Raw genomic sequence first — 25,566 nt, forward strand, 5'->3', positions numbered from 1 at the left:
CGCTGCGGCGGTGCTGCTGCTGCGGGCACGTGACGACGGCTGACGTGTACGGCTGTGGTCCGGCCCTCCCGCCGGAGGGCCGGACCTCTCCCCGCCGGCGGGAACCGTGGGTGGAGCCGGGCGGGGAGTCAGGGGGCCGCCGGTCCGCTCAGCGCGTGCCGGTCAGGGACGTCGCCCCGTGGCCGGCCGTACCGGCGCCCCCGCCGGCCGCGTGACCGGCACCGGACGCGTCACCCGCGCCTGCCTGGTCACCGGCGCCGGACCCGTCACCGGACGCGTCACCCGCACCCGCTTGGTCGCCGGCACCGGACTGGTCGCCCGCACCCGCACCCGACTGGTCACCGGCGCCCGCGCCCGCCTGGTCACCCGCACCGGCACCGGACTGATCACCGGCACCCGCCTGGCCGCCCGCACCCGCACCGGACTGATCACCGGCACCCGCCTGGCCGCCCGCACCCGACTGGTCACCGGCGCCCGCGCCCGCCTGGCCGCCCGCTCCGTTGCCGGCGTTGCCGGCATTGCCGGCGTTGCCGAGGGTGGCGCCGGTGGCCTGGAGGGCGGCGGTGACGGGCTGGAAGAAGGTCTCGCCGCCGTTGGTGCAGTCGCCGCTGCCGCCGGAGGTGAGACCGACGGCGCTGCCGTCCTGGGTGAACAGGGAGCCGCCGCTGTCGCCCGCTTCGGCGCAGACGTCCGTCTGGATGAGGCCGGTGACGGTGTCTACGCCGTTCGGGTCGGTCTCGCTCTGGAAGTTGACGGTGGCGTCCAGGCCGGTGACTTTGCCGTCGTGCAGCCCGGTGGTGGAGCCCATCCGGAACACGCTCTCGCCGACGGTGGCGTCGGCGGCCTGGTTGATCTGCACGGTCTGCCCGTTGCCGGTGTTGACCTCGCTGGGCGCCTGCGTGGCGGGGTCGTTGTACTTGACGAGGGAGAAGTCGCCGGCGCCGGGGAAGGTGGCCTGGTCGACGGTGGCGAGGGGCTGGCCGGTCTGGGAGTCGGACCAGTCCTTGGCGGCGACACCGCAGTGACCCGCCGTCAGGAAGGCGGGGCTGCCGTCGGAGGCGGTGACGTTGAAGCCCAGGGAGCAGCGGACGTTGCCGCCCTGCACCTGGGAGAAGATGGCGTCGCCGCCGGAGAGGAAGGTCTTGAAGGTGCCGGAGGACCTCTTCACGGTGGCCATGCCCGAACCGAGGCCGCGCACGGCGGACCGCAGCCGGTTCCACTGGGCGCCGGTGACGGTGCGGTCGGCGGTGACGAGGACCTTGTCGGTGCGCGGGTCGACGGCCCAGGAGGTGCCGGGAATGGTCGCCTTGGCCTTCAGCGTCCGCGCGGCGGCCTTGAGTTCGGCGGTGCTGTTCGCCACCTCGCGGACGACCGCGCCGGCCTTCTTGGCCTGGACGACCACGTTGTCGTCGCCGCTGACCACGTTGACGACGAGCTGCTGCTTGGCGTTGTCGTAGTACGACCCGGCGAAAGCGTCGCCGAGGATCTTCCGCACCTGGGCGCTGAGGTCCGAGGCGTCCTTCGCCTTCAGGGTCTTCGCGGTGCCGGCTGCGCTTGACGCCTGGTCCTTGTCCTGGGAGGCGTTGGCGTTGGGCAGCAGGAGGGCCGCCGCTCCGAGTGCCGCGACGCCGCCCACCGCTATCGCGGCCTTGCGCTTGGGCATTCGCTTGTGACTCAACCTTCTCGACCTCCTGGGGACGGGAGCCTGCCTCTGACGGGCAGTTGGTTCGGGGGGTGGTTTCCGGGGCGCCTGGATGGCCGTAGGTACGCACCGGCCACGCGGGGCGTTCAATTCCGTTTCCCAACGGCCTTACCGGCGCGGCGATTCGGCCACACTCCGCAGGACTTCGGCCAGGATCCGACACCACACCACGGGCCGGCACGCTCCGTGATCGACCGGTGACGATCGGCGTCGAACAGGAAGCGGAATCTCCTCTTCAGGGAATCTGCACATCGAATACCCAGGCACGTCACGGGTGCCGGGGGATCTGCACATCCGCGCGCCCCGCGGCACACCTTTGGTGCGGAGTGCCGGTTTCGCGGTCCGGCGGGCGGGGTGCCCGGTGCGGCGATGCCGTGCCACATGTGAAGGAGTCGCCGACAAGCCGTGCGCACACCTGCACGGTTACACCCCTCGACGAGTCAAGTGCGCAGGTGAGAGCCCTGGTTGATTGGAAGCGCATCCGCCGTGCGTGCTTTGATCCAACGCACCGCGGGCATCCGGCGGGCTTCCGGAGACGGGTGCCCGGCGCCCGCGGCCGCGGCCGTCCGTCTGTCCCCAGAGGGGGCCGCTCTCCCCCTTGAGAAACACCCATACGAAGGGAAGTTCCACCATGAACTCCACCCCCCAGGTCCAGACCGCCGAGATCTCGGACGCCGAGCTGGACAACGTCTCCGGCGGCCTGTCCGTGAACACCCTCAACAGCACCCTCGGCACCGTGAACGCGGTTGCCCCGGGCGTGAACGGCCTGGTCAACACGGTGGTCGGCACTGTCGAGGGCGTCGCCGGCATCCACACCGCCCCGGTCACCAACCTGGTTGCCGGTCTCTGACCGCACCTCGGTGTCACCGACAGTCCCGGAGCCGTCCCTCGGCTCCGGGGCTCATCGGTGCCCTGACACACATGCGTCTCTCCCACAGGTGAGGGAAGTTCCGTGCAGTTCCGCCAACAGGCCCTCGCCAAGCTCCAGTCACCGGAGGAGCTGGACCTTCCGGTGCGGCTCGCCCGCCCCCAGGGCTGGCTCGCGCTCGCCGTCACGGTCGTCGTCCTGGCGGCGGCCTCCGTCTGGGCGGTGACCGGTTCGGTCGCCTCCACGGTCGGCGCGCCCGCCATCCTCACGCACGGGCAGGGCAGTTACCTGCTCCAGAGCCCGGTCGCCGGACAGGTGACGGCCGTCCTCGCCCGGCAGGGCCAGCGCCTGCCCGCCGGCGCGCCCGTCGTCAAGGTCCGTACGGACCGGGGCGACGCGGTTGTCCGCACCGTCGCCGCCGGCCGCGTCACCACACTCGCCGCCGCCATCGGCCAGATCATCCGGACCGGCAGCGGTGTCGCCGCCGTCGAGCGGACCGCCCACGCCTCCGACCCGCTCTACGCGACCGTCTACGTGCCCGCGGAGGACGCCGCCGCCATCCCGGCGCACGCCCCGGTGGACCTGACCCTGTCCTCCGTACCGGCACAGCGGTACGGGGTGCTGCGCGGCGAGGTGAGGTCGGTGGACCGCGACGCGCAGTCCGCCCAGTCCATCTCCGCGTTCCTCGGCGACAGCCAGCTCGGTGAGCAGTTCACCCGCGCCGGCCGACCGGTGGCCGTCCTGGTCGAACTGGACACCTCCCGGACCACGAAGAGCGGTTACCGGTGGTCCACCGCCGACGGCCCGCCGTTCCGGCTGGACTCCATGACCCTCGCCACCGCCTCCGTCCGGCTCGCCGACCAGCACCCCGTCGATTGGCTGCTCCCGTGACCACCGCCCAGGAAACCCGCGGCCGCAGACGGGCGGCTCCCGCGAAGCGTCCGGCCCCCGCCTCCCGTACCGGCACGGTCCGCACCCCCACCGTGCTCCAGATGGAGGCCGTCGAATGCGGTGCCGCCTCCCTCGCGATGGTCCTCGGCCACTACGGCCGGCATGTCCCGCTGGAGGAACTGCGCATCGCCTGCGGTGTCTCCCGCGACGGCTCACGCGCCTCCAACCTGCTGAAGGCGGCCCGCGGTTACGGCCTGACGGCCAAGGGCATGCAGATGGACCTGGCCGCCCTCGCCGAGGTGCGGGCGCCGGCCATCCTGTTCTGGGAGTTCAACCACTACGTCGTCTACGACGGCATGGGCCGCCGCTTCGGCCGGCGCGGCGTATACGTCAACGACCCCGCCAAGGGCCGCCGTTTCGTGCCCATGGAGGAGTTCGACAGCGGCTTCACCGGTGTGGTGCTGGTGCTGGAGCCGGGTGACGGCTTCACCCGGGGCGGGCGCCGGCCGGGCGTGCTCGGCGCCATGCCCGCCCGGCTGCGCGGCACCGCGGGCACGCTGCCCGCCGCGGTACTGGCCAGCCTCCTGCTGGTCGCCGTCGGCGCCGCCCTCCCCGCGCTCGGCCGCACCTACATCGACACGTTCCTCATCGGCGGCCGGACCTCGCTGCTGGGCGTGCTGTTCACCTCGATGGCCGCGTGCGTCCTGCTCACCGTGGTGCTGACCTGGCTCCAGCAGGCCAACCTGCTGCACGGCCGGATCATCTCCTCCACCCTGTCCAGCGCCCGTTTCCTGCGCCATCTGCTGCGGCTGCCGGTGACGTTCTTCGCCCAGCGCTCCCCCGCCGACCTGGTGCAGCGCCTCCAGTCCAACGACCAGGTCGCCGAGACCCTGGCCCGCGACCTCGCGGCGGCGGGCGTGGACGCGGTCGTGGTCGTGCTGTACGCGGTGCTGCTGTACACCTACGACCCGCAGCTGACGTGCGTCGGCATCGGCGTGGCCCTGCTGAACGTGGTCGCCATGCGGCTGGTCGTACGGCTGCGCGCGACCCGTACGGCGAAGCTGCGCGCGGACAGCGCACGGCTCACCAACACCGCCTACACCGGGCTCCAGCTGATCGAGACGATGAAGGCGACCGGCGGCGAGGACGGGTACTTCCGCAAGTGGGCGGGGCAGCACGCCACCACCCTGGAGGAGCAGCAGCGGCTCGGCGTGCCGAGCGCCTGGCTGGGCGTGGTCGCGCCCACGCTCGCCACCGTCAACAGCGCGCTGATCCTGTGGATCGGCGGACTGCGCGCGGTGGAGGGACATCTCTCGATCGGCCTGCTGGTCGCCTTCCAGGCGCTGGTCACCCGCTTCACCGCGCCACTGACCCGGCTCAACGGCGTGGCGGGCCGCATCCAGGACTTCGCGGCCGACGTGGCGCGGCTGAAGGACGTGGAGAACTTCCAGGCCGACCCGCTGTACGCCCGCCCCGGCGGCGCCGACTCCACCCGCCGGCTGCACGGGCACGTCGAGCTGGAGAACATCACCTTCGGCTACAGCCCGCTGGACAAGCCGCTGCTGTCCGGCTTCGACCTGACGGTCGGCCCCGGGCGACAGGTGGCGCTGGTCGGCGGCTCCGGCAGCGGCAAGTCCACGGTCTCCCGGCTGATCTCGGGCCTCTACACGCCGTGGGACGGGGTCATCCGCATCGACGGCCGGCGGCTGGAGGACATCCCGCGCGGGGCGCTCGCCGCCTCCGTCTCCTTCGTCGACCAGGACGTGTTCCTCTTCGAGGGCTCGGTCCGCGACAACGTGGCGCTGTGGGATCCCTCGATCCCCGACGAGGCCGTGGTGGAGGCGCTGACGGACGCGGCCCTGTACGACGTGGTGACGCGCCGGCCCGGCGGCATCCACAGCCGGGTCGAGCAGGACGGCCGGAACTTCTCCGGCGGGCAGCGCCAGCGCCTGGAGATCGCGCGGGCGCTGGTGCGCCGGCCGAGCATCCTCGTGCTGGACGAGGTGACCAGCGCGCTGGACGCGGAGACCGAGCAGGTCGTGATGGACAACCTGCGGCGGCGCGGCTGCGCCTGCGTGGTGATCGCGCACCGGCTGAGCACGGTCCGCGACAGTGACGAGATCGTCGTGCTCCAGCACGGCACGGTGGTGGAGCGCGGGCGGCACGAGGAGCTGGTGGCGCGCGGCGGCGCGTACGCGGCACTGGTCAGGGAGCGGTGAGATGACGTCCGTGCACGAAGACGACCTCGTCCTCGGGGCGCTCGGCGCGCTGGGCACGCGGCTGGACTGCGCCGGCCTCGGCCGCCTGGACCTGGCGGGCCCGCAGGTGCTGTGGCTGGTCGCGTCCGGTGCCCTGGACCTGTTCGCGGTGGACGCCGCCGAGCAGGGCCACTGGCACCACCTCGGCCGGCTGGAGGCGGGCACGCTGCTGCTCGGCCCGGTCACCGGGCCCCAGCACACCCTGGTGGCCCGCCCGGTCCGCGACTGTGTGGTGCACCGCGTCGGCCTGCGCGAGCTGTACCAGCCGGCGCACACGCAGACCTGGTCCTACGACGCGGACGGCAACCCGCAGTACGTCCCGCCGGCGTCGAGCCCGCTGGAGTACGCGGTCGCCCTGGGCGTCGGCCGCGGCCTGTCGGTCCTGTTCCAGGCGCCGATGGCCGAGGAGCGGGCCGCGGCACCGGCGGACGACGACGTCTTCTGGATGCAGGTGCCGCCGGGCAGCGTGCAGTACGGCTCGCTGTACGGCGCCGAGGCCGCCGCCGACCTGCTGATGGACCCGGCGCTGTGGCAGAGCATGGTCGACCAGCAGTACCGGCTGCTGACCGCGCTCGACCGGTGGATCGAGCAGCTGGAGCGCACCCACGAGACCCGCGCCGCGGCCGGGATCAAGGCCGGTGAGGCCGTGCGCGCCCAGGCCGACCGGACCCTGCTGGCCTCCATCGGCGGGCACTCCTCCCGCCGCACGACCACCGCCGACACCGACGCCACCCACGCGGCGTGCAGGCTGGTCGCCGAGGCGGCCGGGATCACCCTCGCCGAACCCGCGCGCAGCGGTGCCGGCAGTGACCGGCTGGACCCGGTGGAACACCTCGCGCTGGCGTCCCGGGTGCGCACCCGGGCGGTCCGTCTGGACGGGCGCTGGTGGCGGGAGGACGTCGGCCCGCTGGTCGGCCACCGGGCGCTGTCCGGGGCGCCGGTCGCCCTGCTGTGGCGGCGCGGCGGCTATGTGGCCGTCCACCCCGGGACGGGGCGCGAGACGCCGGTGGAGAAGGCGAACGCGGCGGAGTTCGAACCGCGCGCGGTGATGTTCTACCGTCCGCTGCCCGACCGGCCGCTCGGACCGCTCGGACTGCTGCGGTTCAGCCTGCGCGGTACCCGCGGCGACCTGCTCCGGCTGCTCCTCGCCGGGCTGGTGACGGTGGCGATCGGCGCGCTGGTGCCCATCGCGACCGGCAAGGTGCTCGGCGAGTATGTGCCCGAGGCCCGGACGGGGCTGATCGTGCAGGTGTCCTTGGCGGTCATGGTCAGCGGTGTCGTCGCGGCGGCGTTCACGCTGCTGGAGAACCTGTCCATCCTGCGGCTGGAGGGCCGTGTCGAGGCGGCGCTCCAGCCGGCCGTCTGGGACCGGCTGCTGCGGCTGCCCACCGGCTTCTTCACCCAGCGCTCCACGGGCGAACTGGCCAGCGCGGCCATGGGCATCAGCGCGGTGCGGCGGATGCTCGCGGGCGTCGGCCCGGTGGTCGCCCAGTCGGTGACGGTCGGCGCGATGAACCTCGGTCTGCTCCTCTGGTACAGCGTGCCGATGGCGATGGCCGCGCTCGGCATGCTCGTCGTCATCGCGGCGGTGTTCCTGGGGCTCGGGCTGTGGCAGGTGCGCTGGCAGCGGCGGCTCGTGGTGCTCGGCAACAAGCTGAACAACCAGGCGTTCCAGACCCTGCGCGGCCTGCCCAAGCTGCGCGTCGCGGCGGCCGAGAACTACGCGTACGCCGCGTGGGCGCGGGAGTTCGCGCGCAGCCGGGAACTCCAGCAGCGGGCCGGCCGGATCAAGAACCTCACCACGGTCCTCGGCGCCGTGTACCTGCCGGTCTGCACGCTGCTGATGTTCATGCTGCTGGCGGGCCCGGCGAAGGGCGCCATGTCGGCGGCGGACTTCCTGGCCTTCAACACCTCGGTGACCATGCTGCTGACCTCGGTGACCCAGCTGACCGGCGCGTTCGTGTCGGCGGTGGCGGCGCTGCCGCTGTTCGAGGAGATCAAGCCGGTGCTGGAGGCCACGCCCGAGGTGCGCACGGCGAGCACCCGCCCGGGCCCGCTGTCGGGTGCGCTGGAAGCCCGCAGGCTGTCGTTCCGGTACGCCGACGACGGACCGCTCGTCCTGGACGACGTGTCGTTCGCCGTACGGCCGGGCGAGTTCGTCGCGGTCGTCGGGCCGAGCGGCTGCGGCAAGTCCACGCTGCTGCGTCTGCTCATCGGCTTCGACCGGCCGGTGTCGGGCAGCGTCCTGTACGACGGCCAGGATCTCGCGGCCCTCGACCAGTCCGCGGTGCGCCGCCAGTGCGGTGTGGTCCTCCAGCACGCCCAGCCGTTCAGCGGTTCCATCCTGGACGTCATCTGCGGCACCGGGCCGTACACGCCGGAGGAGGCGATGGCGGCGGCCGAGCTGGCGGGGCTCGCGGAGGACATCCAGCGGATGCCGATGGGGCTGCACACGATCGTCGCGGGCAACGGCGCTATCTCCGGCGGACAGCGGCAGCGCCTGATGATCGCGCAGGCGCTCGTCCGGCGCCCGCGGATCCTCTTCTTCGACGAGGCGACCAGCGCCCTGGACAACGACACCCAGCGCATCGTCATCGACAGCACCCGCAAGCTGAACGCCACCCGGATCGTCATCGCCCACCGCCTGTCGACCGTCCTGGACGCCGACCGGGTGATCGTGATGGAGGACGGCAAGGTCGTCCAGCAGGGCGCCCCGGCCGACCTCCTCGCCGACACCACGGGCCGCCTGCACGAACTGGTGCGCCGCCAGCTGGCCTAGTCCGTGTGGTCGGACTCCCGCCTGCTCCACGACGCCACGACCTGGTCCGGCTCTAGCCGCGCTCCCCCGGGATCCCCGGCGGGCCGTCCGAGGACCCCGGCAGCTCGCCCGGCGCGGCCGGCAGATGGTCCAGCGGCTCGGGCCCGTCGTCCCCGTACTCCGGCCCGTCGTAGTGGGACGGCATCCAGTGGTGCCGGCAGAACCAGCGGCCGAACAGGGCACCGCCGTAGATGACGAAGCCCACGCCGATGAGCCACGACTCGACCACGAGCACGGTGCCGACGGCGCCGTAGCTGAGCGCGTTGGTGACGATGAGCGGGGTGAACACCAGGGAGGAGAACACCCGCAGGCCGGCCAGGCCGATCACCGTGGCCAGCGCCCCCGGCAGCAGGGCGCGCCAGCGGATCTGCCCGCCCAGCAGGAACCGCTGCCCCCACCAGAAGAAGAGCACGCCGCTGACCGTGGAGAGCGCGATCCGCTGGGTGCCGTGCAGCGCCGCCTTCGTCGTCACCTCCTGGTAGAGGTACGCCATCAGCGCCACCAGCCAGGTCGCCTGCCGCCAGACCCGGTGCCAGGGGCCCGCCGCGAGCTGCCAGATCCGCTCGTAGGCGTTCTGCACGCTGCCGCCGAAGGACACGCCGAAGACGGCGAGCAGGACCGCGCTCCAGACGCTGGTGGTGCCGATGACCTTGCGCGGGGGGCTGATCACGTCGGTGAGCACCCGGGCGGAGCGGCCGGACAGTCCCATGCCGTCGGTGAGCCAGGAGGCGAACCCGCCCCGCACCAGCGGGTCCGCGGCGGCCACCACGATCAGCAGCGGCGCCAGCGTCACCAGGGCCAGCGTGGCGAACCCCATGGCCCGGTGCATCAGCTCCAGCTCACGCCCGTGCGTGAACAGGGCCCGGACGCCGAGCCACTCCCACGCGCGGTGCAGGCCGCGCCGCCACCGCATCACGGCTCCTCCCGTGCTCGCCGCCCACACGCTTCCCTGTGCCGATTCATCCACCCCGGCCCGCACCGGGCAACTCGCGGCCGGACCGGGGACACCCGCACGGCGCCGCGGCGACACGGCCGGGACGTCCGCCGTTTCCGCGCCGCGCCGGCGGAGAATCGGAAGCCGTGCGGACCACGGACCCTCCTGCGCCGGGCGGCCGGCGCAGGACGCTGATCGTGAGCGCGAGCATGGGCGCCGGCCACGACACCGTGGCCGCCGAACTCGCGCGACGGACCACCGCGGCCGGGCACGACGCGTACGTCGTGGACGTCCTGCGGCTCCTGCCGTACGGGCTCGGCGCGGGCCTGCGCCGCGGCTACCAGGCGTCGGTACGGCACCTGCCCTGGGTGTACGCCGGTCTGTACGGCGCGTTCCTGCGCGAGGGGCCCGGCCGGCGGCCGAGCGGGGTCCCGCTGGCCCGGCTCGCCGGGGACCGGCTGACCGATCTCGTGGACCGCACCGGCGCCGACGTGGTGGTGTCCGTCTTCCATCTGGCCGCGCAGCTGACCGGCCATCTGCGGGCCCGGGGCCGGCTGCGGGTACCCAGCGCCGTCTTCCTGCTCGACTTCGCGGTGCACCGGCAGTGGCTGCATCCGGGCAACGACCGGTATCTGTGTCTGACGGACGCGGCGGCGGCCGACGTGCGCCGCTCCCTCGCCGTTCCCGTGGTCACCACCGGACCGGTGGTCGCGCCCGCCTTCCGCGCGCCGGCCCCCGGGGCGGCGCGGTGGCGGGAGCGCTTCGCGGGCCGTGCGCCCGGCCGGCCGCCGGTCCTGCTGTCCGCGGGTGCCTGGGGCGCGGCGTCCCGCCCCGCCGCCACCGCCTCGCTGCTGGCGGCGGCCGGTTACCTCCCGGTGGTGCTGTGCGGCCGCAACGACCGGCTGCGCGCGCGGGTCTCCGGAGAGCCCGCCGTGCTCGCCCTGGACTGGGTCGACGACATGCCCGGCCTGCTCGCCGCGTCCTACGCCCTGGTGGACAACGCCGCCGGGCAGACCGCCGTCCAGGCTCTCGCCGCGGGGCTGCCCGTGGTCGGCCACCGCCCCCTGCCCGGCCACGGCGCGGACGGGGTACGCCGCATGGCCGGCCTCGGCCTGTCCGAACTCGCCCCGGACGGCCCCGCCCTGCTGGCGGCGCTCGCCCGGCTCACGGACGCCCGCGAAAGGGCCGAACGGGTGGCCCGCGGCCGCGCCCTCTTCCGCCACGACCCACTGGACCACCTCACCGGCCTCTGATCCCGCCCCGCCCGGGGGCGGCCCCGCACCGGCACGGGAGCGGCCGGACCGGGGCCGGCGCGCCTCCCCGCTCACTGCGTGAGGATGCCGGACCGTGCCGCCGGCCGGGGTGGGGCGTGCTCGCCGAGGGGGCCGACCGATAGGCCCGCTGCCCGGCAGTCCCGGACCAGGACCGGCAGCGCGCCCAGGGCCGCGTGCCAGCACCCGGGGGCCGAGTGCCGGTCGGAGTCGTGCAGCAGGACGGTGCCGCCGCCGCGCAGGTCCGCCGCGATCCGGGCCCGTACGGACGCCGGTGTGGCGCCGGCCGTCCAGTCCCTGCCCCACGCGGACCACAGCACCGTCCGCAGCCCGGCCCGGCGGGCGGCCCACCAGCGGCTCGTGGTGAGGATGCCGTACGGGGGGCGGTACCAGCGCGGGCGGCAGCCGGTGATGTCGTGCACCGCGCGGACGCTCCGTTCGACCTCCTCGGCGGTCCGGGTGAACGCGGGACGCCACGGGCGGTCGTGGGTCCAGCCGTGCACCCCGAGTTCGTGTCCGCGCCGTACCGTCTCCCGGACCAGCGCCGGATGGCGCACCACGCGCTCGCCGAGCACGAAGAAGGTGGCCCGGACCCCGAGGCCGTCCAGCGCGTCGAGGAAGCGCGGGGTCGAGGCCGGGTCCGGTCCGTCGTCGAACGTGAGCGCGATGTGGTGGCGGTGCCCGGTGCCGGAGAGCCCGGGGAAGAACGGCAGCCGTACGCCGGGGAGCCAGGTGGCCGCCGGTCCGATGTGCGCGGCGGCGGCACCGGCCGGCAGCAGGAAGGCCGCCGCCCGCCACGCGCGGCCGGAGCCGAGGGACATCGGTGACCATCTCCTTCGGTCCAGCGGATCGGCAGCGGGTCGAGAAACGGGTCAGTGTCTGCGCGGCGCCGGCGCCCGGCTCCCGTCCCGTTCCGGCGGGCGGTCCGGGGCGGCCGTGTCCCACTCCGCGCCGACGGTCTGGGCGTGGGCCAGGCCGATGCTGCCCGCGCCGATCAGGGCGATGCCGATAGCCTCCGGGAGCAGGCTCAGGCCCAGGTGGACCGTCTCGGCGAACAGGACCCAGCCCAGGACCACACTGGTGAGCGCGTCGCCGAGGGTGAGGGCCGGCTGCGAGGCCGTCAGCGAGCCGGCGCCGAGCGCGCCCTGCAACAGCAGGAAGGCGACGAGTCCGGCGACCCCGGTGGCGTACAGCGACCAGTGTCCGAACATCGCCCCGAGCCCGTCGCCGAGCCGCCCCACGGCCTCCTTGAGGAGCGCGGCGGTGGTGGCGAAGGACACGGCGGAGGCGAGGCCGAGCAGCGCCGCCCGGGACGCGCCCCTGGCGAGGCGGGCGGCCACGGCGAGCAGGACGACGGTACCGAGCACCCCCGCCCCGCCCAGGAGCCAGGCCCGGGGCGGCGCGCTGGTGCGGCCCGCCGTCGGCGCCGCCGCGAGGAGGAACAGGGCCAGCCCCACGGCGAGCGCGGCGAACGCCAGCCAGGTACGGCCGTCCGGCCGGCGCCGGAAGACGACGCTGCCCACGGCCAGCGTGAACAGCAGCTCGGCGGCGAGCAGCGGCTGGACGAGGGACAGGCTGCCGACCGCCAGTGCCCCGGCCTGGAGCAGGCCGGACAGTGCCAGCAGGCCGACGCCCGCCAGCCAGGAGGGGCGCCGCAGCACATGGGTGAACCGCCGTACGACGGAGCCCGCCCCGCTGCCGTCGTCCGGTTCCTGCACGGCGGCCCGGCGCTGGAGCACCGAGGCGGACGCGTTGGACAGGGCGGCGAGCAGGGCGAGCAGCACCGTGACGGCGGTCATGGCCGCTCACCCGAAGCGGGCGGCGAGCCGCCGGTAGAGTCCCGGCGCGGCGCCGTGTATCCGGGCGGGCACCCGCAGCCATCCGGGGACGTACACCTCGTCCCGGTCGTGGGTGACGGCGGACCACACGGCGCCGGCCACGCGTTCGGCGGGTACCGGCCGCGGCCAGGACCGCGTGTACGGCAGGCCCCGCCGGTCGAAGAACGGCGTGTCGACCACGCCGGGGATGACATGGCTGACGCCCACTCCGGTGCCGCGCAGCTCGTAGCGCAGGGCGTCGGCGAAGGTGGCGAGGGCGGCCTTCGCCGCGGAGTAGACGGCCTCGCCGCGTACGCCCACGCTGCCGGCGAAGGAGCCGACGAGGACGACGCGCCCCGAGCCGGCCGCGACCATGTGGGGGAGCAGGGCGCGCACGAGGTGGACGGTGGCCAGCAGGTCGACGCCGACGATCTCGTCGATGCGCGCGGCGGGCATGCCGGCGAAGTCCCCGGCCCAGCCCACGCCGGCGCCCGCCACCAGCAGGTCGAGGCGGCCGAGGTGGTCCAGGGCGAGGTCGGTGAGCCGGTGGGGGGAGCCGGGCCGGGTCAGGTCGGCGGGCAGGGCCAGGGCACCGGCCGTCGCGGCCACCTGCTCCAGTCGGGTGATGTCACGTCCGTTCAGCGCGAGGCGCCAGCCCTCGGCGGCCAGCCGGCAGGCCACGGCGGCACCGATGCCGGAGGAGGCTCCCGTCACCAGGGCGGTACCGCCACGGCCGGCCGGGGGTCGCGCCGGGCGGGGGGCGGAGCCGGTCTCCGGGGCGAGGTCCCGCACCGGCCGGGCGCGGTTCGACGGGCCTGCGGGGGGCGGGGCGTGGGACATGGTGGCGACCTCACTGCGACGGTGTGCACGGGCGCGCGGGCTCCGGTACCGAGTCCTCGCGGTGTATCCAGGGCGCCACACCCTGAAACACCGCGCACGGCGGAGGTCAGCCACGCGCCGGGTGGCACGTGGCTGCCTGATCATGGGCCGCCGGCCCCTGACCACGACCGCTCCCCCGCCCGGGCGCCATGCTTGGGACGGCGCCGGCGGGTAACTCGCAGGGGGAAGATCGGCAGGACGGCGGAGGGAGACACGATGTCCGGCGGCGACGACCGCGAGAAGAAGCCCGAGACGGCGGTGGAGGAGGTGCTCCGGGAGGTCGAGGAGGCCGGCGAGCGCCCCGGGGACCAAGGTGCCTCGGGCGAGGCCGGGGACGCCGTCACCCCGAACACGGGAGCGCAGGAACAGGCGCACGGCGAGTGACGCGACCGGGCGGGGTGGGGTGGGGTGGGCTGCCCGGCACGCGGTCGTGCTTTGCCGCGGGCCGGGTACCCGGTTCCCATGAACCACCACCACCTGCGAGGACCCCAGCTGCCCCCGCCCCGGGGTCCGCTCTCCGCCGCGGTCGACGCGTACCTCCGCGGCACGGGCCCCCTCCCCGGCCCCGCGAACGCCGCGGCGGCGGACCCGTACGGCGACGACCTCCAGCTCGCCCTGTACCTGTGCTATGAGCTGCACTACCGCGGATTCGCCGGCGTTCCCCCGGAAGCCGAGTGGGACCCGGACCTGCTGCGGGTCCGCGCGGCGCTGGAACAGCGCTTCCTGTCCGCGCTGCGCGCCGACGCGCCCGCCCACGACAGCCTGGACGACGCGCTGGGCGCCCTGCTCGTCGAGCCGGCCGAGGGCACCGGCGTCAGTCACTTCCTGTGCGAGGAGGGCGAGCTGTGGCAGGTACGCGAGTACGCCGCCCAGCGTTCCCTGTACCACCTGAAGGAAGCCGACCCGCACGCCTGGGTACTGCCCCGGCTCTGGGGCCGGGCCAAGGCGGGGATGGCAGCGGTGGAGTTCGACGAGTTCGGCGGCGGCCGGGCCGACCGGGTGCACGCGCGCCTGTTCGCCGACCTGATGACGGACCTCGGCCTGGACACCGCGTACGGCCGCTACCTGGACGCGGCCCCCGCCGAGATGCTGGCCGTGGTCAACCTGATGTCCCTGTTCGGCCTGCACCGCCGGCTGCGCGGCGCGCTGGTGGGCCACTTCGCCGAGGTCGAGATCACCTCCTCGCCCGGCTCCCGCCGGCTCGCCGGAGCGATGCGCCGCACCGGTGCCGGCCCGGCCGCCGAGTTCTTCTACGACGAGCACGTGGAGGCGGACGCGGTGCACGAGCAGGTCGTCCGGCAGGAGGTCATCGGCGGACTGCTGGAGGAGGAGCCGGAGCTGGCGCCGGACGTGGCCTTCGGGATCGACGCGACCGAGTTCCTGGAGGACCGGCTGGGCCGGCGGCTGCTCGCCGACTGGCGGGCGGGCCGCTCGTCCCTGCGCACCCCTCTGGACCCGGAGCGGCCGGCACCCCGGGAACAGGAGATGTCTCATACATCCTGATCCTCTGGGTACCCGCGCAATGTGATCGCTTTGGTACTTCCGGGTGTGTACGCCCCGCAGGACGACACGGAGCTGCTGGCCGAGGTCCTCCACGAGGAGGATCCCCCGCCCGGCGCCCAGGTACTGGACGTGGGCACGGGCAGCGGTGCGCTGGCTCTGGAGGCGGCCCGGCGGGGCGCCCGGGTGACCGCCGTGGACGTGTCCCGGCGGGCGGTGTGGACGGCCCGGCTCAACGCCTGGCTGACCCGGCTGCCGGTGCACATCCGGCGCGGCAACCTCTTCTCGCCGGTCCGCGGCCGGACGTACGACGTCATCCTGGCCAACCCGCCCTACGTGCCGGCGCCCGACGCCGGGCCCGGGCCGCGCGGCCGGGCCCGGGCCTGGGACGCGGGGCTCGACGGGCGGCTGCTGCTGGACCGGATCTGCCGGGACGCTCCACCGCTGCTGCGTCCCGGCGGAGTGCTCCTGCTGGTGCACTCCGCGCTGAGCGGTCCCGAACGGACCCTGGAGCTGCTGGAGGCGGCGGGCCTGAAGGCCACGGTCGTCCGGCGCCGCTGGATCGCCTTCGGTCCGGTGCTGCGCTCCCGGGAGGACTGGCTGCGCCGGCGCGGGCTGCTCGCGCCGGCCGACGACAGGGAAGAGCTGGTGGTCATCCGTGCCGAACGACCCTGCTGACGGGGCCCGCAGGATCACCATGCAACGGCGCGGGCCGCTGCTGGTGGAGGGGCCCGTGGAGATCGAGCTGGAGGACGGGACCACGGTCTCCTCGGACCGCTTCCGTGTCGCTCTGTGTACCTGCCGGCGCAGTCGCCGCTATCCCTGGTGCGACACGAGTCACCGGCGCAAGGCCTGAGTCGCTGGTTGAAACCGGTTGTTTTTCGCCGCTCCCCGGACGGCCCCCCACGGGCCGGCCGGGGAGCGGCTGTGTTCCCGGTGCCGGCGGGCGGCCCCACTCCGCCCGCCTGCCCCGGTGCGAGATCGCGGGTTCCCCGCTCCAGAGGCCGCACTCCCCAGTTGCGGGCCTGTTCCGGCGTCCACGGGGACTCACGATCCCGGTCTCAGAAGGCGAAGAGGCTGCCGCCGACGGCGTCCTTCATGCACATGTTGCCGAAGGTCCGCTCGTACGCGACGCGCTTGCCCTGCCAGACGCCCTGGACGGTCACGACCACCGGGTCGTACATCTTGGTGCACATGATGTCGCCCGCCGCCTTCAGGGCGTCGAGGTCACCGCCGACGCCCCGCAGTTCGGCACAGGCCTGAGCAGCGGCCGGGTGGGTGCCCGACGCCGAGGGGGCGCAGTTCAGGGTGACGGCGCGCTCCGGAGTGGCCGTGGCCGCGTCGTTGCCGTGGCCCGTGGTGAGCACCAGGGCCGAGGGTGCGTAGAGCGACGACGGGGCTGCGCCCGGTGCAGCGACGGCGGCCCCGGTCAGGGGTCCGCTGACGGCGACGGCCGTGAGGCCGAGGGCCGCTGCCCAGCGCGCGGTGTTCCGCATTGTGTGCATCCTTCCGCTCGAGATGACAGGGTGCCGGCTCCGGATCCGGTCGGGCACCGGAGCGGCGAGCGCCACTCTGCCGAGTCCGCCAGCGAAATACACATCGAACCCATGGGTTTCAGTAACCTTTCGTGTTGAATCAGTGGCGTGAAGTCACGGAATCCGACCGGCGCGGGCCCGGAACTGAGCGGTTCCCCCGCTTCGGAAGCCGCCAGCTGGCTGAAAAACAGCTGTTTGTTAATCGTCCTGAAACATAACGGCCGGGTCCCCTCTGCGTCTCTTGATGACTCCTTGTGTTCATGAAGTGATCACCAGGAGCCGGCGCCTCCGTCATTCCGCGCCGGCGGTACCGGCCGGGGCACCGACTTACCGGTCGGTATCGTCGGGTGCGCAGGCGGTCGACGACGCGGGAGGGACGATGGCGAAGCACTGGGCGGACTTCCAGTACGAGATCTATCTGAACGGGATGACGGGGGTCGTGCCCCGGCTTCCCACCGACCTCACCCGGCTGGAGGACCTGGCCGAACACCGGCTCGGCCCGGGCCCGGTGGGATATGTGGCGGGCAGCGCGGGGGACGGCGGCACGGCCCGCGCCAACCGGGCGGCCCTCGACCGGCGCCGCATCGTGCCCCGCATGCTCCGGGACGTCCACGAGCGGGACCTGACCACCGAGGTGCTGGGACGGATCCTGCCGGCGCCGCTCGCCCTGGCGCCCGTCGGGGTGCTGTCGATCATGCACCCGGACGCCGAGTCCGCCGCCGCCCGGGCCGCCGCCGCGCAGGGCGTGCCGTACATCCTGTCGTCGGCGTCGAGCACGCCGCTGGAGCAGGTGGCGGCGGCCATGGGGGACGCCGAACGGTGGTTCCAGCTGTACTGGGGCCAGGACCGCGAGGTGACCCGGAGCTTCCTCACCCGGGCCCGGGCGGCCGGGTTCTCCGTGCTGGTCGTCACGCTGGACACCCCCCTGCTGGCGTGGCGCCCCCGCGATCTGGACCAGGCGTACCTGCCCTTCCTGCACGGCGTGGGCACCGCCAACTACTTCACCGACCCGGCGTTCCTGGCGGGCCTGGCCAAGCCGGTGCACGAGGACCCGAACGCGGCGGTGCTGCACTTTCTCGGCCTGTTCGGGGACCCCGGCCACACCTGGCCGGACCTGGCCCTCCTGCGCGAGCACTGGGAGGGGCCGATCGTCCTCAAGGGCGTCCTGCACCCGGACGACGCCCGGCTGGCCGCGGACGCCGGAATGGACGGTGTGGTCGTCTCCAACCACGGCGGCCGGCAGGTGGCCGGCTCGGTCGCCGCGGCCGACGCCCTGCCCCGGGTCGTGGACGCGGTCGGCGACCGGCTGACGGTGCTGTTCGACAGCGGGGTGCGCACCGGTGCCGACGTGTTCAAGGCGCTCGCCCTGGGCGCGCGGGCGGTGCTCCTGGGGCGCCCGTACGTCTACGGGCTCGGCCTGGACGGCCAGGCGGGCGTGGAGCACGTCATCCGGTGTGTGCTGGCGGAGCTCGACCTCACCCTCGCCCTCTCCGGGCACGCCGGCCCGGCGACGGTGACGACGGCCGACCTGACCGAGACCCCCGCCTGAGATTGCCCACCCGAGGCGCGTCGCGGTACCGGTGGGCGGGTGAGCGGCAGGGAAGCGGGGTCCGCCGTCGGCGTGTCGGTCCGCCAGCGCCGGCCGGTGGAGCCGTCCCGGACCTTGACGACGAGGTCGGCGCCGGGCTGGTCGCCGGCCGCGGCGAGGACGAGCGTACGGTCCCAGCGGGGCAGCAGCTCACCCCGGGCCGTGCGGTCGTAGCGCACGTCGTCGCCCCGCCGCGAGCCGGCGCCCGCGCAGCTGCCGAGGATCACCACTCCGGCGTCGGCGTGGGAGTCCAGGCACAGGCCCGGGCCGGCCGCGCTGCGCAGCAGACCGTCGGAGCCGTACGTCCACCGCTGCGTGGCCGCGCCGGAGCAGACGGCGAGGACGGCGCCCGCCCCGGCCCGGGGCCTGCCCGCGACGTCCAGGCACCGGCCGGTGGCGTCGCGCCAGCGGACCGGGCGGCCGACGGCGGGCAGGCCCGCGGCGCCGGGGGCGGAGGCGGAGCCCGACGGGGCCCGGGTGCCGGGAGCCGCGCCGGTGCCCTCGCTGCCGCCCGGCCACAGGGTGATCGCCAGCACCGTGACGAGCAGTACGGCCGAGGCCACACCGACTCCGGTCAGCAGCGCCCTGGACGACCGGCCGGGGGCCGCGGGAGCCCGGCGGGACCCGGCGCCCCCGGCCGCCCGCACACCCGGACGGCGCCCGCCGCGCGGCGACCGGCGCGGCCCGCCGCGTCCACCGTCGTCGGCAACGCGAAACGACCGGCTGGGCCCGCCGGTCGGGCCGAGTCCGCCACCGGCGGGGAACGAGGAGCCCCGTCCACCGGGCAGGCCGGGTCCGCCGTCGGTGACAGCCGGCACACCGGGCAGGCCAAGCCCCTCACCGCCGGAGCCAAGCGACCGGCCAGGCCCGCCGGACCCGCCGAGCAGGCCGGGTCCGCCGTGGGCGGGGAACGAGGAGCCCGGTCCACCGGGCAGGCCGGGTCCCCCGTCGGCGGGGAACGGCCGGCTCGGCGCACCGGGCCGGCCGGATCCGCCCTCGGTGACGCCCGGCGCTTCGGGCAGGCCGGGTTCGTCGGTGTCGGGCGACCGGCTCGGCCTGCCGGGGAGGCCGGGTGCGCCGTCGTCGGCGGCGCGGCGGCGTCCGCCGGATGTGGCGGTGGCGACGGTCCGCGCCAGGAACCCCGGTCGCCCGCCGCCGCGTCGGCGCCCGTCGGAGCGCCGGGGGGTGCCACGGGTGCCCGTGGCAGCCTGGAGGCGGCCGGGGCGCGTGTCGAGGTAACGGCGGGCGCCCCAGCCGAGGACGGCCTCGGCGAGCAGCACGCCCAGGGCCGCGTCGGACTGGCCCAGTTGTTCGGCGGCGTGCCGGCAGTGCGCGCAACCGGCCAAGTGCTCCTGGACGTCGGGCAGCAGCGCGCCGCCCCGGCGGATCGGGATGTCGAGCAGGCGGTTGTGGTGACGGCACTCGTTGCCGGGAGCGAGTTCCCGGTGGGCGCGCACCAGACCTTCCCGGAACTTCTCCCGGGCCGCTTCCAGGGCGGCCGTCGCGTTCTCGGTGTCCACGCCGAGCAGTCCGGCGGGCACGTGCACCGGCTCGGCCTCGACCTCGGTGTGCCACAACACGGTCTGCTCCAGCCGGGGAAGGCCGTGGAAAGACCGGTCGGTGAGGGCGCGGTTCTCCGGCGTCAGCGTGGGCGCGGCGCGCATTCCACGGCCCCCGGCGGGCCTGGTGAGGACGGGCAGCACGGCGGTGATGCGGTCGGTGCCGGACCAGTTGACGACGGTGTCCCGGACGGCCACCAGCAGACGTGGCCGCAACGCCTCGGCTGGCTCGCCGAGCGCCAGCCGGCCGAGGACCTGGTGGAAGGCGGTGGCGGTGACCATGTGGGCCGGCGGCCCGGAGGCGGCCAGGCAGATGACCGCGTAATCGTGGGCGGGCTGCCAGTGCCGGGCCATCAGGAGGGCGGTGGACCGGGCGGCTTCCGCGTCGGAACCGGCCCGCAGCGGGCCGGCGAGCGACTCGTCGGATTCTCCGGGATCGCCGCCGGGCGGCGGACCGGCAGGCCGAGGAGGGTGGGGGGTGTGCACGGAGCGGATTCCTTCGGTGCGTGGTGCGTCGGTGCGTGGCTTGCGCGCTCACGGGCGCGGAAGGAGCGGGAGATGGGCACCGCGTGCCGAACCCTTGCACAACTGCCACAGGGGCAACAAGGCGCGCGTACGACATCGACGGGTGTGGGGGAAGGCCGGAAACCAGCCGTCGGCGGTGTGCCGGAGCGCCCGGCGGATTCCCCGTGCGCGCACCCCGTGCGCACCCCGTGCGCACCCCGTGCGAAAGGTGCGCGCCCACTCCCCTGGCGCGCACGCTCCCGGAACCCGCGGCCCGGTGGTGGACTGTGACCGGCCTTCGCGCGAGGCCCTGCGGGGGACGGCGGCTCGCCCGCGCGCGACCGGCCGCCGGCCCTGTTCGTGCCGCCCCGGCCGGCGGCCCCCGCGGCTTCCCCCCGCCGGCCGGGACGGGGACGGCTGCCCGGAGCGCGACCGGGCCGCCGTGGCGGGCCCGGGCCGCCGCAGCGGGTCGTCCGGGCTCCCCTCCCGCGGACCGGACACTCCAGGTGGGGACCGAACCAACTTCGTGCGGCCCGGACGCCCCCCGGTGGAAACCGAACCAACTTCCCGCGGACCGGACGACCTCGGTGGAGACCGAACGACCTTCGCGCGGCCCGGAGGCCCAGGCGGGGACCGGACAAACTTCCCGCAGACCGGACAACCCCGCGGAGACCGGACAACCGTGGCGCGGCCCGGGCGCCCAGGCAAGGCTCGGAAGACCTTGGCGCGGCCAGGACGACGCCCCCCGTGGAGACCGGACGACCTTCGCGCGGCCCGGACAGCCCCGTGGGGTCAGATCTGCCAGGAGCGCAGCCGGTCCGCGGCGCCGTACACGTCGGTCTTGCCGGAGATCAGATCGCGGGCGAGGTCGACGAGGGCGCCGTAGGGCGGGTCGATGCCGACGCCGCTGACGAACATGTAGGCCACGGCGGTCGCGCAGGCGAAGCGGGCGTTGGCCGCGGGCAGCGGCTTGAGCACGGCGAGGGTGTGCAGCAGCGCGGCGGCGCGCCAAGCGGCGTCGGAGTCCACGCCGAGCCGGGGCGGGTCCACCCGGTGCCGGGCGACGGCGGCGACCAGCGCGGAGAAGTCGTCCACGGCGGGCTGGTCGGGCAGGACCTCCTCGTGTCGCTGGAGGAGCCAGGGGACGTCGACATGGATGGGGGAGGGCATCGGTCAGGCGGCCTCGCCCCGGACGGGGAGTTCGTCGTCCGGGAAGGCCGCCGCGAACTCCTCGGCGTGGGTGGCGAAGAAGCGCCGGAAGGCCTCCGCGCCCTCCTGGAGCGCCCGGTGGCGGGCGATGTCGGCGGCGGCGGCCGCACGCACGAGGGCCTTCATCGACGTACCGCGCTCCTTGGCGATCCGCCGCAGGTCCTCGAGTTCCCGTTCGCTGAACTCCACGTTGAGAGCTGGCATGCTCCTCACGGTACCGCGCCGGTACTCACGCGTAAATACCCGCAGGTGGGGACGCCTGCACCAGGGTACCGGCGGGGTCGAGGGGCCGTGTCCGATTCCCGCCGGTCAGCGGGCGCGCGGTACGACAGACTGGGCGGAGGCGACGACCCGGAGGAATCTCATGACCACGCACACCGCCCACCCGGTCCACACCGTCCACCCGAGCCCCTTGGGCGACCTGCTGCTGACCGGGACCGTCACACCGGCCGGCCTCGCCCTCACCTCCCTCTCCCTGCCGGGGCAGCGCGGCACCCCTGCCGTCCGCCCGGAGGACCGCGACGACCGGCCGTTCACGGAGGCGATCCGGCAGCTGGACGCGTACTTCGCGGGCCGGCTGACCCGATTCGACCTGCCCTTCTCCCCCGCCGGCAACGCGTTCCGGCACGCGGTGTGGCAGGCCCTGGACGAGGTCCCCTACGGCATGACGACCACGTACGGCGAACTGGCCGCCCGCCTCGGTCTTTCCCGTGCCGAGGTCCGCTCGGTGGGCCAGGCCCTCGGCGCCAACCCGCTGCTGCTGGTCCGGCCCTGTCACCGGGTGATCGGCGCGGACGGTTCGCTGCGCGGCTACGCGGGCGGGCTGGAGAAGAAGCGGTGGCTGCTCACGCACGAGGGCGCGCTCCAGCCGACGCTGCTGTGACCGGCCGGGGCGTTCCCGCCCGCGGAGGCCGCGCCGCGCCGGTCAGCAGTCCAGCCGGCTGATCCGCACGGCCCCCTCCGGCCGGCCCGGGTGGGCGCCGGTGAGCGTCAGCCGCAGCCGCGAGCCGCGTACCGCGTCGAAGGTGATGACCGTCGGGCTGTCCGACACGGTGGCCCACCGGGTCCGCGCGCCGGTCACCGGCACGTAGGCGCGGCCGTCCCACACCGCCACCTCGGCCCGTGCGGGCAGCGTGTGGGTGGCGTCGGACGTGAAGCAGACCGCCAGGTGGTCGAAGGTCCGGGCGCGTCCGAAGTCGACCGAGACCCAGTCCTCGGCGCGGGCCCCGCTGAACGCGGGCAGCAGCGCGGTGGCCGGTTTGGTGAAGGCGTTGGACCAGCCGGTGGCCGGGTCGCCGTCCAGCATCGCGGCGGGCAGGGTGTCCCGGCGGCCGGAGTAACCGGCGTCCGCCCGGGGGAAGTCCGGGGGCGCCGGGTGGTCGGGGCGGAAGAGGGCGGGCGCGGTGGCCGCCGTCCGGCGGGCCGGGGTCGTGTGCAGCCGTGCCGTGTCCGGGCGCAGGCCGTCCACCCGCGCGGTGACCTTCAGTGTGCCGGGCGCCGTGCCGGAGCGGACGATGGCGAGGGCCTTGCCGTGGAAGGCGGTCCGGGTGCTGGCCTGGTAGCGCTCGGCGCTCTCCTGGCGTCCGTTGTCGACGCCGGCCAGCGAGCCGCCGGTGACGTCGAAGGAGATGAGGTGCCCGGCGTCGGGCACGACCACGCCGTGCGCGTCGACGATGTCGGCGGTGACGAAGGCGAGCGAACGGCCGTCCGCGGCGAGGGAGTCGCGGTCGGGGGTGAGGCGTACGGCGTGCGGGGCGCCGGCGGTGCGCAGCACGTCGGTGGCGACGGTCTCGCCGTCCCGCCGGGCCACCGCCCGCAGTTCGCCGGGCCGGTACGGCACGTGCCACGTCAGGTGCAGTTTGCCCGCGCTGCCGTTGGGGCTGGTGTAGCTGCCCGGGTAGGGGCCGCCGGTGACCGTCCTGTCGTCGCCGGTGGCCTCGGTGGTCTCCAGGTAGGCGCGGCCGTCGGTGGTCTTCTTGACGTCGAACTCCCTCACACCGAGGGACTGTCCGTTCAGGAACAGCTCGACGGAGGGCACGTTGGCGTACGCCCACACCTCGACGGTGTCCCCCTCCTCGTGGTTCCAGGTCATCGGCACCAGGTGGACCATGGGTTCGTCCGTCCACCGGCTGCGGAACAGGTGGTACATGTCCTTGGGGAAGCCCGCCGTGTCGACCGCGCCGAAGAAGGACGCCTTCACGGGGAAGACGTCGTACGGGGTCGGTTCGCCGATGTAGTCGATGCCGGACCACAGGAACTGGCCCGCGAACCACTTGCGGTCCCGGTCCTTCTTGTGGCCGTACTCGCCGCTCATCGTCCAGGAGGCGAGGTTGTTGTCGTAGGAGGAGGTCTCCCGCCTGCCGGGGGTGTGGTTCTCCCCGGTGTTGAGGTGTTCCGGCTCCTGGTACGCGCCCCGGGTCGAGGTCTCCGAGGAGGACTCGGACTCGAAGAGGAACAGGCGGGGGTAGCGGGCGTGCAGGACGTCGACCGACCCGGCCGTGTTGTAGTTCAGTCCGAGGCCGTCGAGCTTGGCGAGCATGCGGTCGGCCGGTGAACCCGGTGCGGGCACCGCGCGGTACTTGTCCGAGCCGATGACGACCGGGCGGGTGTCGTCGGCGGCCCGGACCGCGCCGATGATCCGGTCCGCCATGGCGAGCCCCGCGGTGGAGGTGGAGTCGGGGATCTCGTTGCCGATGGACCAGAGCACGACGGCCGGCGAGTTGCGGGCGGCCCGGACCATCTCGGTGGCGTCCGTCTCGCACCACTCGTCGAAGAACCGGCCGTAGTCGTACGTCGTCTTTCCCGTGCGCCAGCAGTCGAAGGCCTCCACCGTCATCACGATGCCCAGCTCCTCGCAGACCTGGATCAGCTGCGGTGAGGGCGGGTTGTGCGAGGTGCGCAGGGCGTTGACGCCCATCGACTTCATGATCCCCAGCTGCCGGCGGACGGCGTCGATGCTGACGGCCGCGCCGAGAGCGCCCTGGTCGTGGTGGAGGTCGACGCCCTTGATCTTGGTGTACGTCCCGTTGAGGGAGAAGCCCTCGTCGGGGTCGAAGCGGAAGGCGCGGATACCGAAGGGTGTGCGGCAGGTGTCGGTGGTGCGGCCGGCGACGCGCAGCTCGGTGTGCAGGGTGTAGCGGTGCCCGGGTGTCGCGAAGTCCCACAGGAGGGGCTCGGGAACGGTCAGTTCGTGGGTCTCGGTGGCCTCTTCGCCGACGGTGCGCGTGGTCGCGGTACGGGCGGCCGTGCGCCCGTCGGGTCCGGTGATCCGGGACACGACCTGCACGGGGGTGCCGGTGCCGGAGTCGTTCCGGACCGTGGTGCGCACCCGGACCAGCGCCCGGTCGGCGGAGATCTCCGGCGTGGTGACGCGGGTGCCCCAACGGGCCACGTGCACCGGTTCGGTGATCACCAGGCGGGCCTCGCGGTAGATGCCGCTGCCGGAGTACCAGCGGCTGCTCGGCAGCTGGTTGCGCACCCTGACCGCCAGCACGTCGGGCGTGGTGCCGTCGGTGTGCACCAGATCGGTCAGGTCGAGGGCGAACCCGGTGTAGCCATAGGGGTGGTGGCCGGCCTCGGTGCCGTTGCAGTAGACGTGCGCGTCCATGTAGACGCCGTCGAACTCCACGGAGATCCGCTTGCCGGCGCAGGCGCGCGGAAGCGTGAAGGAGAGCCGGTACCAGCCCAGGCCGCCTGGGAAGAAGCCGGTGCCGCTGGTGGTGCCGTGGTCGGTGGTGGGGGTCTGCTCGATGCTCCAGTCGTGCGGGACGGCGACCTCGCGCCAGTCCGTGTCGTCGTAGCCGGGTTCGGCGGCCCGCGCCCAGGCGCCGGCCGGGTCGGCGCCGCCGTCCAGGGAGGCCTGCGCGAAGCGCCAGCCGTCCCGCAGCGGCACGGTCCGGCGCCCTCCGGCGCCGGTCGCGCCGGCGGCGAGGGCGGCCGGGGCCGCGGAGATGTTCAGCAGCGGTCCGGCCGCGGGCGCTGCCGTGGCGGCGGCCAGAACCGATCTGCGCGTGACCGTCATGGGCGGCTCTCCCTCATCAGGTCCCAGAAGTACTCACAAGTGATCGTGAACAAACAGATTCTGACGGCCGGTTGCGCACGATCGTCAAGGGTGCGGCACCCTGCGGCTGCCTCCGGGCGCGTTTCGGCCGGAATTCCTCCTTGACCGCGCCCCCGGCCGCGTTCGACCGGTCGGCCAGGTAGCCGCGATCGGCGTCCACGGGCGCGCCGGAA

General features: G+C 74.4%; 20 protein-coding genes and 2 pseudogenes. 11 read left to right on the top strand and 11 right to left on the bottom strand.

Features of this window, described 5'->3' with window-relative positions:
- Window positions 1-148: 148 nt before the first annotated feature.
- A complete protein-coding gene (locus tag ABZ117_RS21145; RefSeq protein WP_356823056.1) occupies window positions 149-1,663 on the bottom strand; it encodes a S1 family peptidase in 1,515 nt (504 codons plus the stop codon).
- A 670-nt stretch (window positions 1,664-2,333) separates the two neighbouring features.
- Between ABZ117_RS21145 and ABZ117_RS21150 the strand changes: the two genes are divergently transcribed.
- From ABZ117_RS21150 to ABZ117_RS21165, 4 genes are all read left to right on the top strand, one after another.
- Window positions 2,334-2,552 carry a type A2 lantipeptide gene (locus ABZ117_RS21150; RefSeq protein ID WP_356822890.1) on the top strand — a complete coding sequence of 73 codons (219 nt, stop codon included), beginning with the start codon at window positions 2,334-2,336 and terminating at the stop codon, window positions 2,550-2,552.
- A gap of 102 nt (window positions 2,553-2,654) precedes the next feature.
- Window positions 2,655-3,461, top strand: a complete 807-nt coding sequence (locus ABZ117_RS21155) for an HlyD family efflux transporter periplasmic adaptor subunit (protein WP_356822892.1) — start codon at window positions 2,655-2,657, stop codon at window positions 3,459-3,461.
- Window positions 3,458-5,680 (top strand): NHLP family bacteriocin export ABC transporter peptidase/permease/ATPase subunit, encoded by a 2,223-nt coding sequence (locus tag ABZ117_RS21160; protein ID WP_356822894.1) that lies wholly within the window; start codon window positions 3,458-3,460, stop codon window positions 5,678-5,680. Before ABZ117_RS21155 ends, ABZ117_RS21160 begins: the two co-directional genes overlap by 4 nt.
- A 1-nt stretch (window position 5,681) precedes the next feature.
- On the top strand, window positions 5,682-8,498 hold the full coding sequence (locus ABZ117_RS21165) for an NHLP bacteriocin export ABC transporter permease/ATPase subunit (protein ID WP_356822896.1): 2,817 nt from the start codon (window positions 5,682-5,684) through the stop codon (window positions 8,496-8,498).
- Between the two features lie 52 nt (window positions 8,499-8,550).
- Here the strand turns inward: ABZ117_RS21165 and ABZ117_RS21170 are convergent, their stop codons facing one another.
- Window positions 8,551-9,450: a ribonuclease BN gene (locus ABZ117_RS21170; protein ID WP_356822897.1), complete on the bottom strand. Its 900-nt coding sequence runs from the start codon at window positions 9,448-9,450 to the stop codon at window positions 8,551-8,553.
- A 230-nt stretch (window positions 9,451-9,680) separates the two neighbouring features.
- Here ABZ117_RS21170 and ABZ117_RS21175 point away from each other — a divergent pair, with 230 nt between their 5' ends.
- Window positions 9,681-10,724, top strand: coding sequence for a galactosyldiacylglycerol synthase (locus ABZ117_RS21175; RefSeq protein ID WP_356823058.1), 1,044 nt, complete (start codon window positions 9,681-9,683; stop codon window positions 10,722-10,724).
- A 71-nt stretch (window positions 10,725-10,795) separates the two neighbouring features.
- On the opposite strand, the gene ABZ117_RS21180 is transcribed toward ABZ117_RS21175, so the two are convergent.
- From ABZ117_RS21180 to ABZ117_RS21190, 3 genes are read right to left on the bottom strand one after another with little or no spacing between them, the layout of a single operon-like run.
- The gene (locus ABZ117_RS21180; protein ID WP_356822899.1) at window positions 10,796-11,563 is read right to left on the bottom strand and encodes a polysaccharide deacetylase family protein; all 768 of its coding nucleotides are present in this window, start codon (window positions 11,561-11,563) and stop codon (window positions 10,796-10,798) included.
- 51 nt (window positions 11,564-11,614) lie between these two features.
- A complete protein-coding gene (locus ABZ117_RS21185; protein ID WP_356822900.1) occupies window positions 11,615-12,541 on the bottom strand; it encodes a DMT family transporter in 927 nt (308 codons plus the stop codon).
- Window positions 12,542-12,547: 6 nt separating this feature from the next.
- Complete coding sequence (locus ABZ117_RS21190) at window positions 12,548-13,399, bottom strand: SDR family NAD(P)-dependent oxidoreductase (protein ID WP_356822902.1); 852 nt, start codon at window positions 13,397-13,399, stop codon at window positions 12,548-12,550.
- Between the two features lie 255 nt (window positions 13,400-13,654).
- Here ABZ117_RS21190 and ABZ117_RS21195 point away from each other — a divergent pair, with 255 nt between their 5' ends.
- The 4 genes from ABZ117_RS21195 (at window position 13,655) to ABZ117_RS21210 (ending at window position 15,794) form a co-directional block, all read left to right on the top strand.
- The gene (locus ABZ117_RS21195; RefSeq protein ID WP_356822904.1) at window positions 13,655-13,822 is read left to right on the top strand and encodes a hypothetical protein; all 168 of its coding nucleotides are present in this window, start codon (window positions 13,655-13,657) and stop codon (window positions 13,820-13,822) included.
- A 78-nt stretch (window positions 13,823-13,900) separates the two neighbouring features.
- Window positions 13,901-14,941, top strand: coding sequence for an iron-containing redox enzyme family protein (locus ABZ117_RS21200; protein ID WP_356822906.1), 1,041 nt, complete (start codon window positions 13,901-13,903; stop codon window positions 14,939-14,941).
- Window positions 14,942-14,962: 21 nt separating this feature from the next.
- On the top strand, window positions 14,963-15,616 hold the full coding sequence (locus ABZ117_RS21205) for a HemK2/MTQ2 family protein methyltransferase (RefSeq protein ID WP_356822908.1): 654 nt from the start codon (window positions 14,963-14,965) through the stop codon (window positions 15,614-15,616).
- Window positions 15,597-15,794, top strand: a complete 198-nt coding sequence (locus ABZ117_RS21210; RefSeq protein ID WP_356822910.1) for a CDGSH iron-sulfur domain-containing protein — start codon at window positions 15,597-15,599, stop codon at window positions 15,792-15,794. Before ABZ117_RS21205 ends, ABZ117_RS21210 begins: the two co-directional genes overlap by 20 nt.
- A gap of 205 nt (window positions 15,795-15,999) precedes the next feature.
- Here ABZ117_RS21210 and ABZ117_RS21215 read toward each other — a convergent pair whose 3' ends face one another.
- A complete protein-coding gene (locus ABZ117_RS21215) occupies window positions 16,000-16,434 on the bottom strand; it encodes a protease inhibitor (protein ID WP_356822912.1) in 435 nt (144 codons plus the stop codon).
- 418 nt (window positions 16,435-16,852) lie between these two features.
- Between ABZ117_RS21215 and ABZ117_RS21220 the strand changes: the two genes are divergently transcribed.
- A complete protein-coding gene (locus ABZ117_RS21220; protein ID WP_356822914.1) occupies window positions 16,853-18,022 on the top strand; it encodes a lactate 2-monooxygenase in 1,170 nt (389 codons plus the stop codon).
- Window positions 18,023-18,117: 95 nt separating this feature from the next.
- Here ABZ117_RS21220 and ABZ117_RS21225 read toward each other — a convergent pair.
- From ABZ117_RS21225 to ABZ117_RS21240, 4 genes and pseudogenes are all read right to left on the bottom strand, one after another.
- Window positions 18,118-18,879 (bottom strand): annotated as a pseudogene (locus ABZ117_RS21225) (RICIN domain-containing protein); the annotation flags it as partial.
- A gap of 396 nt (window positions 18,880-19,275) precedes the next feature.
- Window positions 19,276-20,106: pseudogene (locus ABZ117_RS21230) on the bottom strand (hydrolase); the annotation flags it as partial.
- Window positions 20,107-20,916: 810 nt separating this feature from the next.
- On the bottom strand, window positions 20,917-21,294 hold the full coding sequence (locus ABZ117_RS21235) for a toxin Doc (protein WP_356822916.1): 378 nt from the start codon (window positions 21,292-21,294) through the stop codon (window positions 20,917-20,919).
- A 3-nt stretch (window positions 21,295-21,297) separates the two neighbouring features.
- Window positions 21,298-21,537 carry a hypothetical protein gene (locus ABZ117_RS21240; protein ID WP_356822917.1) on the bottom strand — a complete coding sequence of 80 codons (240 nt, stop codon included), beginning with the start codon at window positions 21,535-21,537 and terminating at the stop codon, window positions 21,298-21,300.
- A 160-nt stretch (window positions 21,538-21,697) separates the two neighbouring features.
- On the opposite strand from ABZ117_RS21240, the gene ABZ117_RS21245 reads away from it, so the two are divergent.
- Window positions 21,698-22,216 carry a methylated-DNA--[protein]-cysteine S-methyltransferase gene (locus ABZ117_RS21245; RefSeq protein WP_356822919.1) on the top strand — a complete coding sequence of 173 codons (519 nt, stop codon included), beginning with the start codon at window positions 21,698-21,700 and terminating at the stop codon, window positions 22,214-22,216.
- 42 nt (window positions 22,217-22,258) lie between these two features.
- Here ABZ117_RS21245 and ABZ117_RS21250 read toward each other — a convergent pair whose 3' ends face one another.
- The gene (locus ABZ117_RS21250) at window positions 22,259-25,354 is read right to left on the bottom strand and encodes a glycoside hydrolase family 2 TIM barrel-domain containing protein (protein ID WP_356822921.1); all 3,096 of its coding nucleotides are present in this window, start codon (window positions 25,352-25,354) and stop codon (window positions 22,259-22,261) included.
- Between the last annotated feature and the right edge of the window lie 212 nt (window positions 25,355-25,566).

This window comes from Streptomyces sp. NPDC006309 (assembly GCF_040613095.1).
Classification (GTDB): Bacteria; Actinomycetota; Actinomycetes; order Streptomycetales; family Streptomycetaceae; genus Streptomyces.

Bases quoted from the DNA above. Each gene is read 5' to 3' on its own strand.
- ABZ117_RS21220 (WP_356822914.1), top strand. From the start codon at position 16,853: ATGGCGAAGCACTGGGCGGACTTCCAGTACGAGATCTATCTGAACGGG.
- ABZ117_RS21245 (WP_356822919.1), top strand. From the start codon at position 21,698: ATGACCACGCACACCGCCCACCCGGTCCACACCGTCCACCCGAGCCCC.
- ABZ117_RS21250 (WP_356822921.1), bottom strand. From the start codon at position 25,354: ATGACGGTCACGCGCAGATCGGTTCTGGCCGCCGCCACGGCAGCGCCC.
- ABZ117_RS21200 (WP_356822906.1), top strand. From the start codon at position 13,901: ATGAACCACCACCACCTGCGAGGACCCCAGCTGCCCCCGCCCCGGGGT.
- ABZ117_RS21190 (WP_356822902.1), bottom strand. From the start codon at position 13,399: ATGTCCCACGCCCCGCCCCCCGCAGGCCCGTCGAACCGCGCCCGGCCG.
- ABZ117_RS21170 (WP_356822897.1), bottom strand. From the start codon at position 9,450: ATGCGGTGGCGGCGCGGCCTGCACCGCGCGTGGGAGTGGCTCGGCGTC.
- ABZ117_RS21180 (WP_356822899.1), bottom strand. From the start codon at position 11,563: ATGTCCCTCGGCTCCGGCCGCGCGTGGCGGGCGGCGGCCTTCCTGCTG.
- ABZ117_RS21215 (WP_356822912.1), bottom strand. From the start codon at position 16,434: ATGCGGAACACCGCGCGCTGGGCAGCGGCCCTCGGCCTCACGGCCGTC.
- ABZ117_RS21175 (WP_356823058.1), top strand. From the start codon at position 9,681: ATGGGCGCCGGCCACGACACCGTGGCCGCCGAACTCGCGCGACGGACC.
- ABZ117_RS21150 (WP_356822890.1), top strand. From the start codon at position 2,334: ATGAACTCCACCCCCCAGGTCCAGACCGCCGAGATCTCGGACGCCGAG.
- ABZ117_RS21235 (WP_356822916.1), bottom strand. From the start codon at position 21,294: ATGCCCTCCCCCATCCATGTCGACGTCCCCTGGCTCCTCCAGCGACAC.
- ABZ117_RS21145 (WP_356823056.1), bottom strand. From the start codon at position 1,663: ATGCCCAAGCGCAAGGCCGCGATAGCGGTGGGCGGCGTCGCGGCACTC.
- ABZ117_RS21165 (WP_356822896.1), top strand. From the start codon at position 5,682: ATGACGTCCGTGCACGAAGACGACCTCGTCCTCGGGGCGCTCGGCGCG.
- ABZ117_RS21185 (WP_356822900.1), bottom strand. From the start codon at position 12,541: ATGACCGCCGTCACGGTGCTGCTCGCCCTGCTCGCCGCCCTGTCCAAC.
- ABZ117_RS21195 (WP_356822904.1), top strand. From the start codon at position 13,655: ATGTCCGGCGGCGACGACCGCGAGAAGAAGCCCGAGACGGCGGTGGAG.
- ABZ117_RS21240 (WP_356822917.1), bottom strand. From the start codon at position 21,537: ATGCCAGCTCTCAACGTGGAGTTCAGCGAACGGGAACTCGAGGACCTG.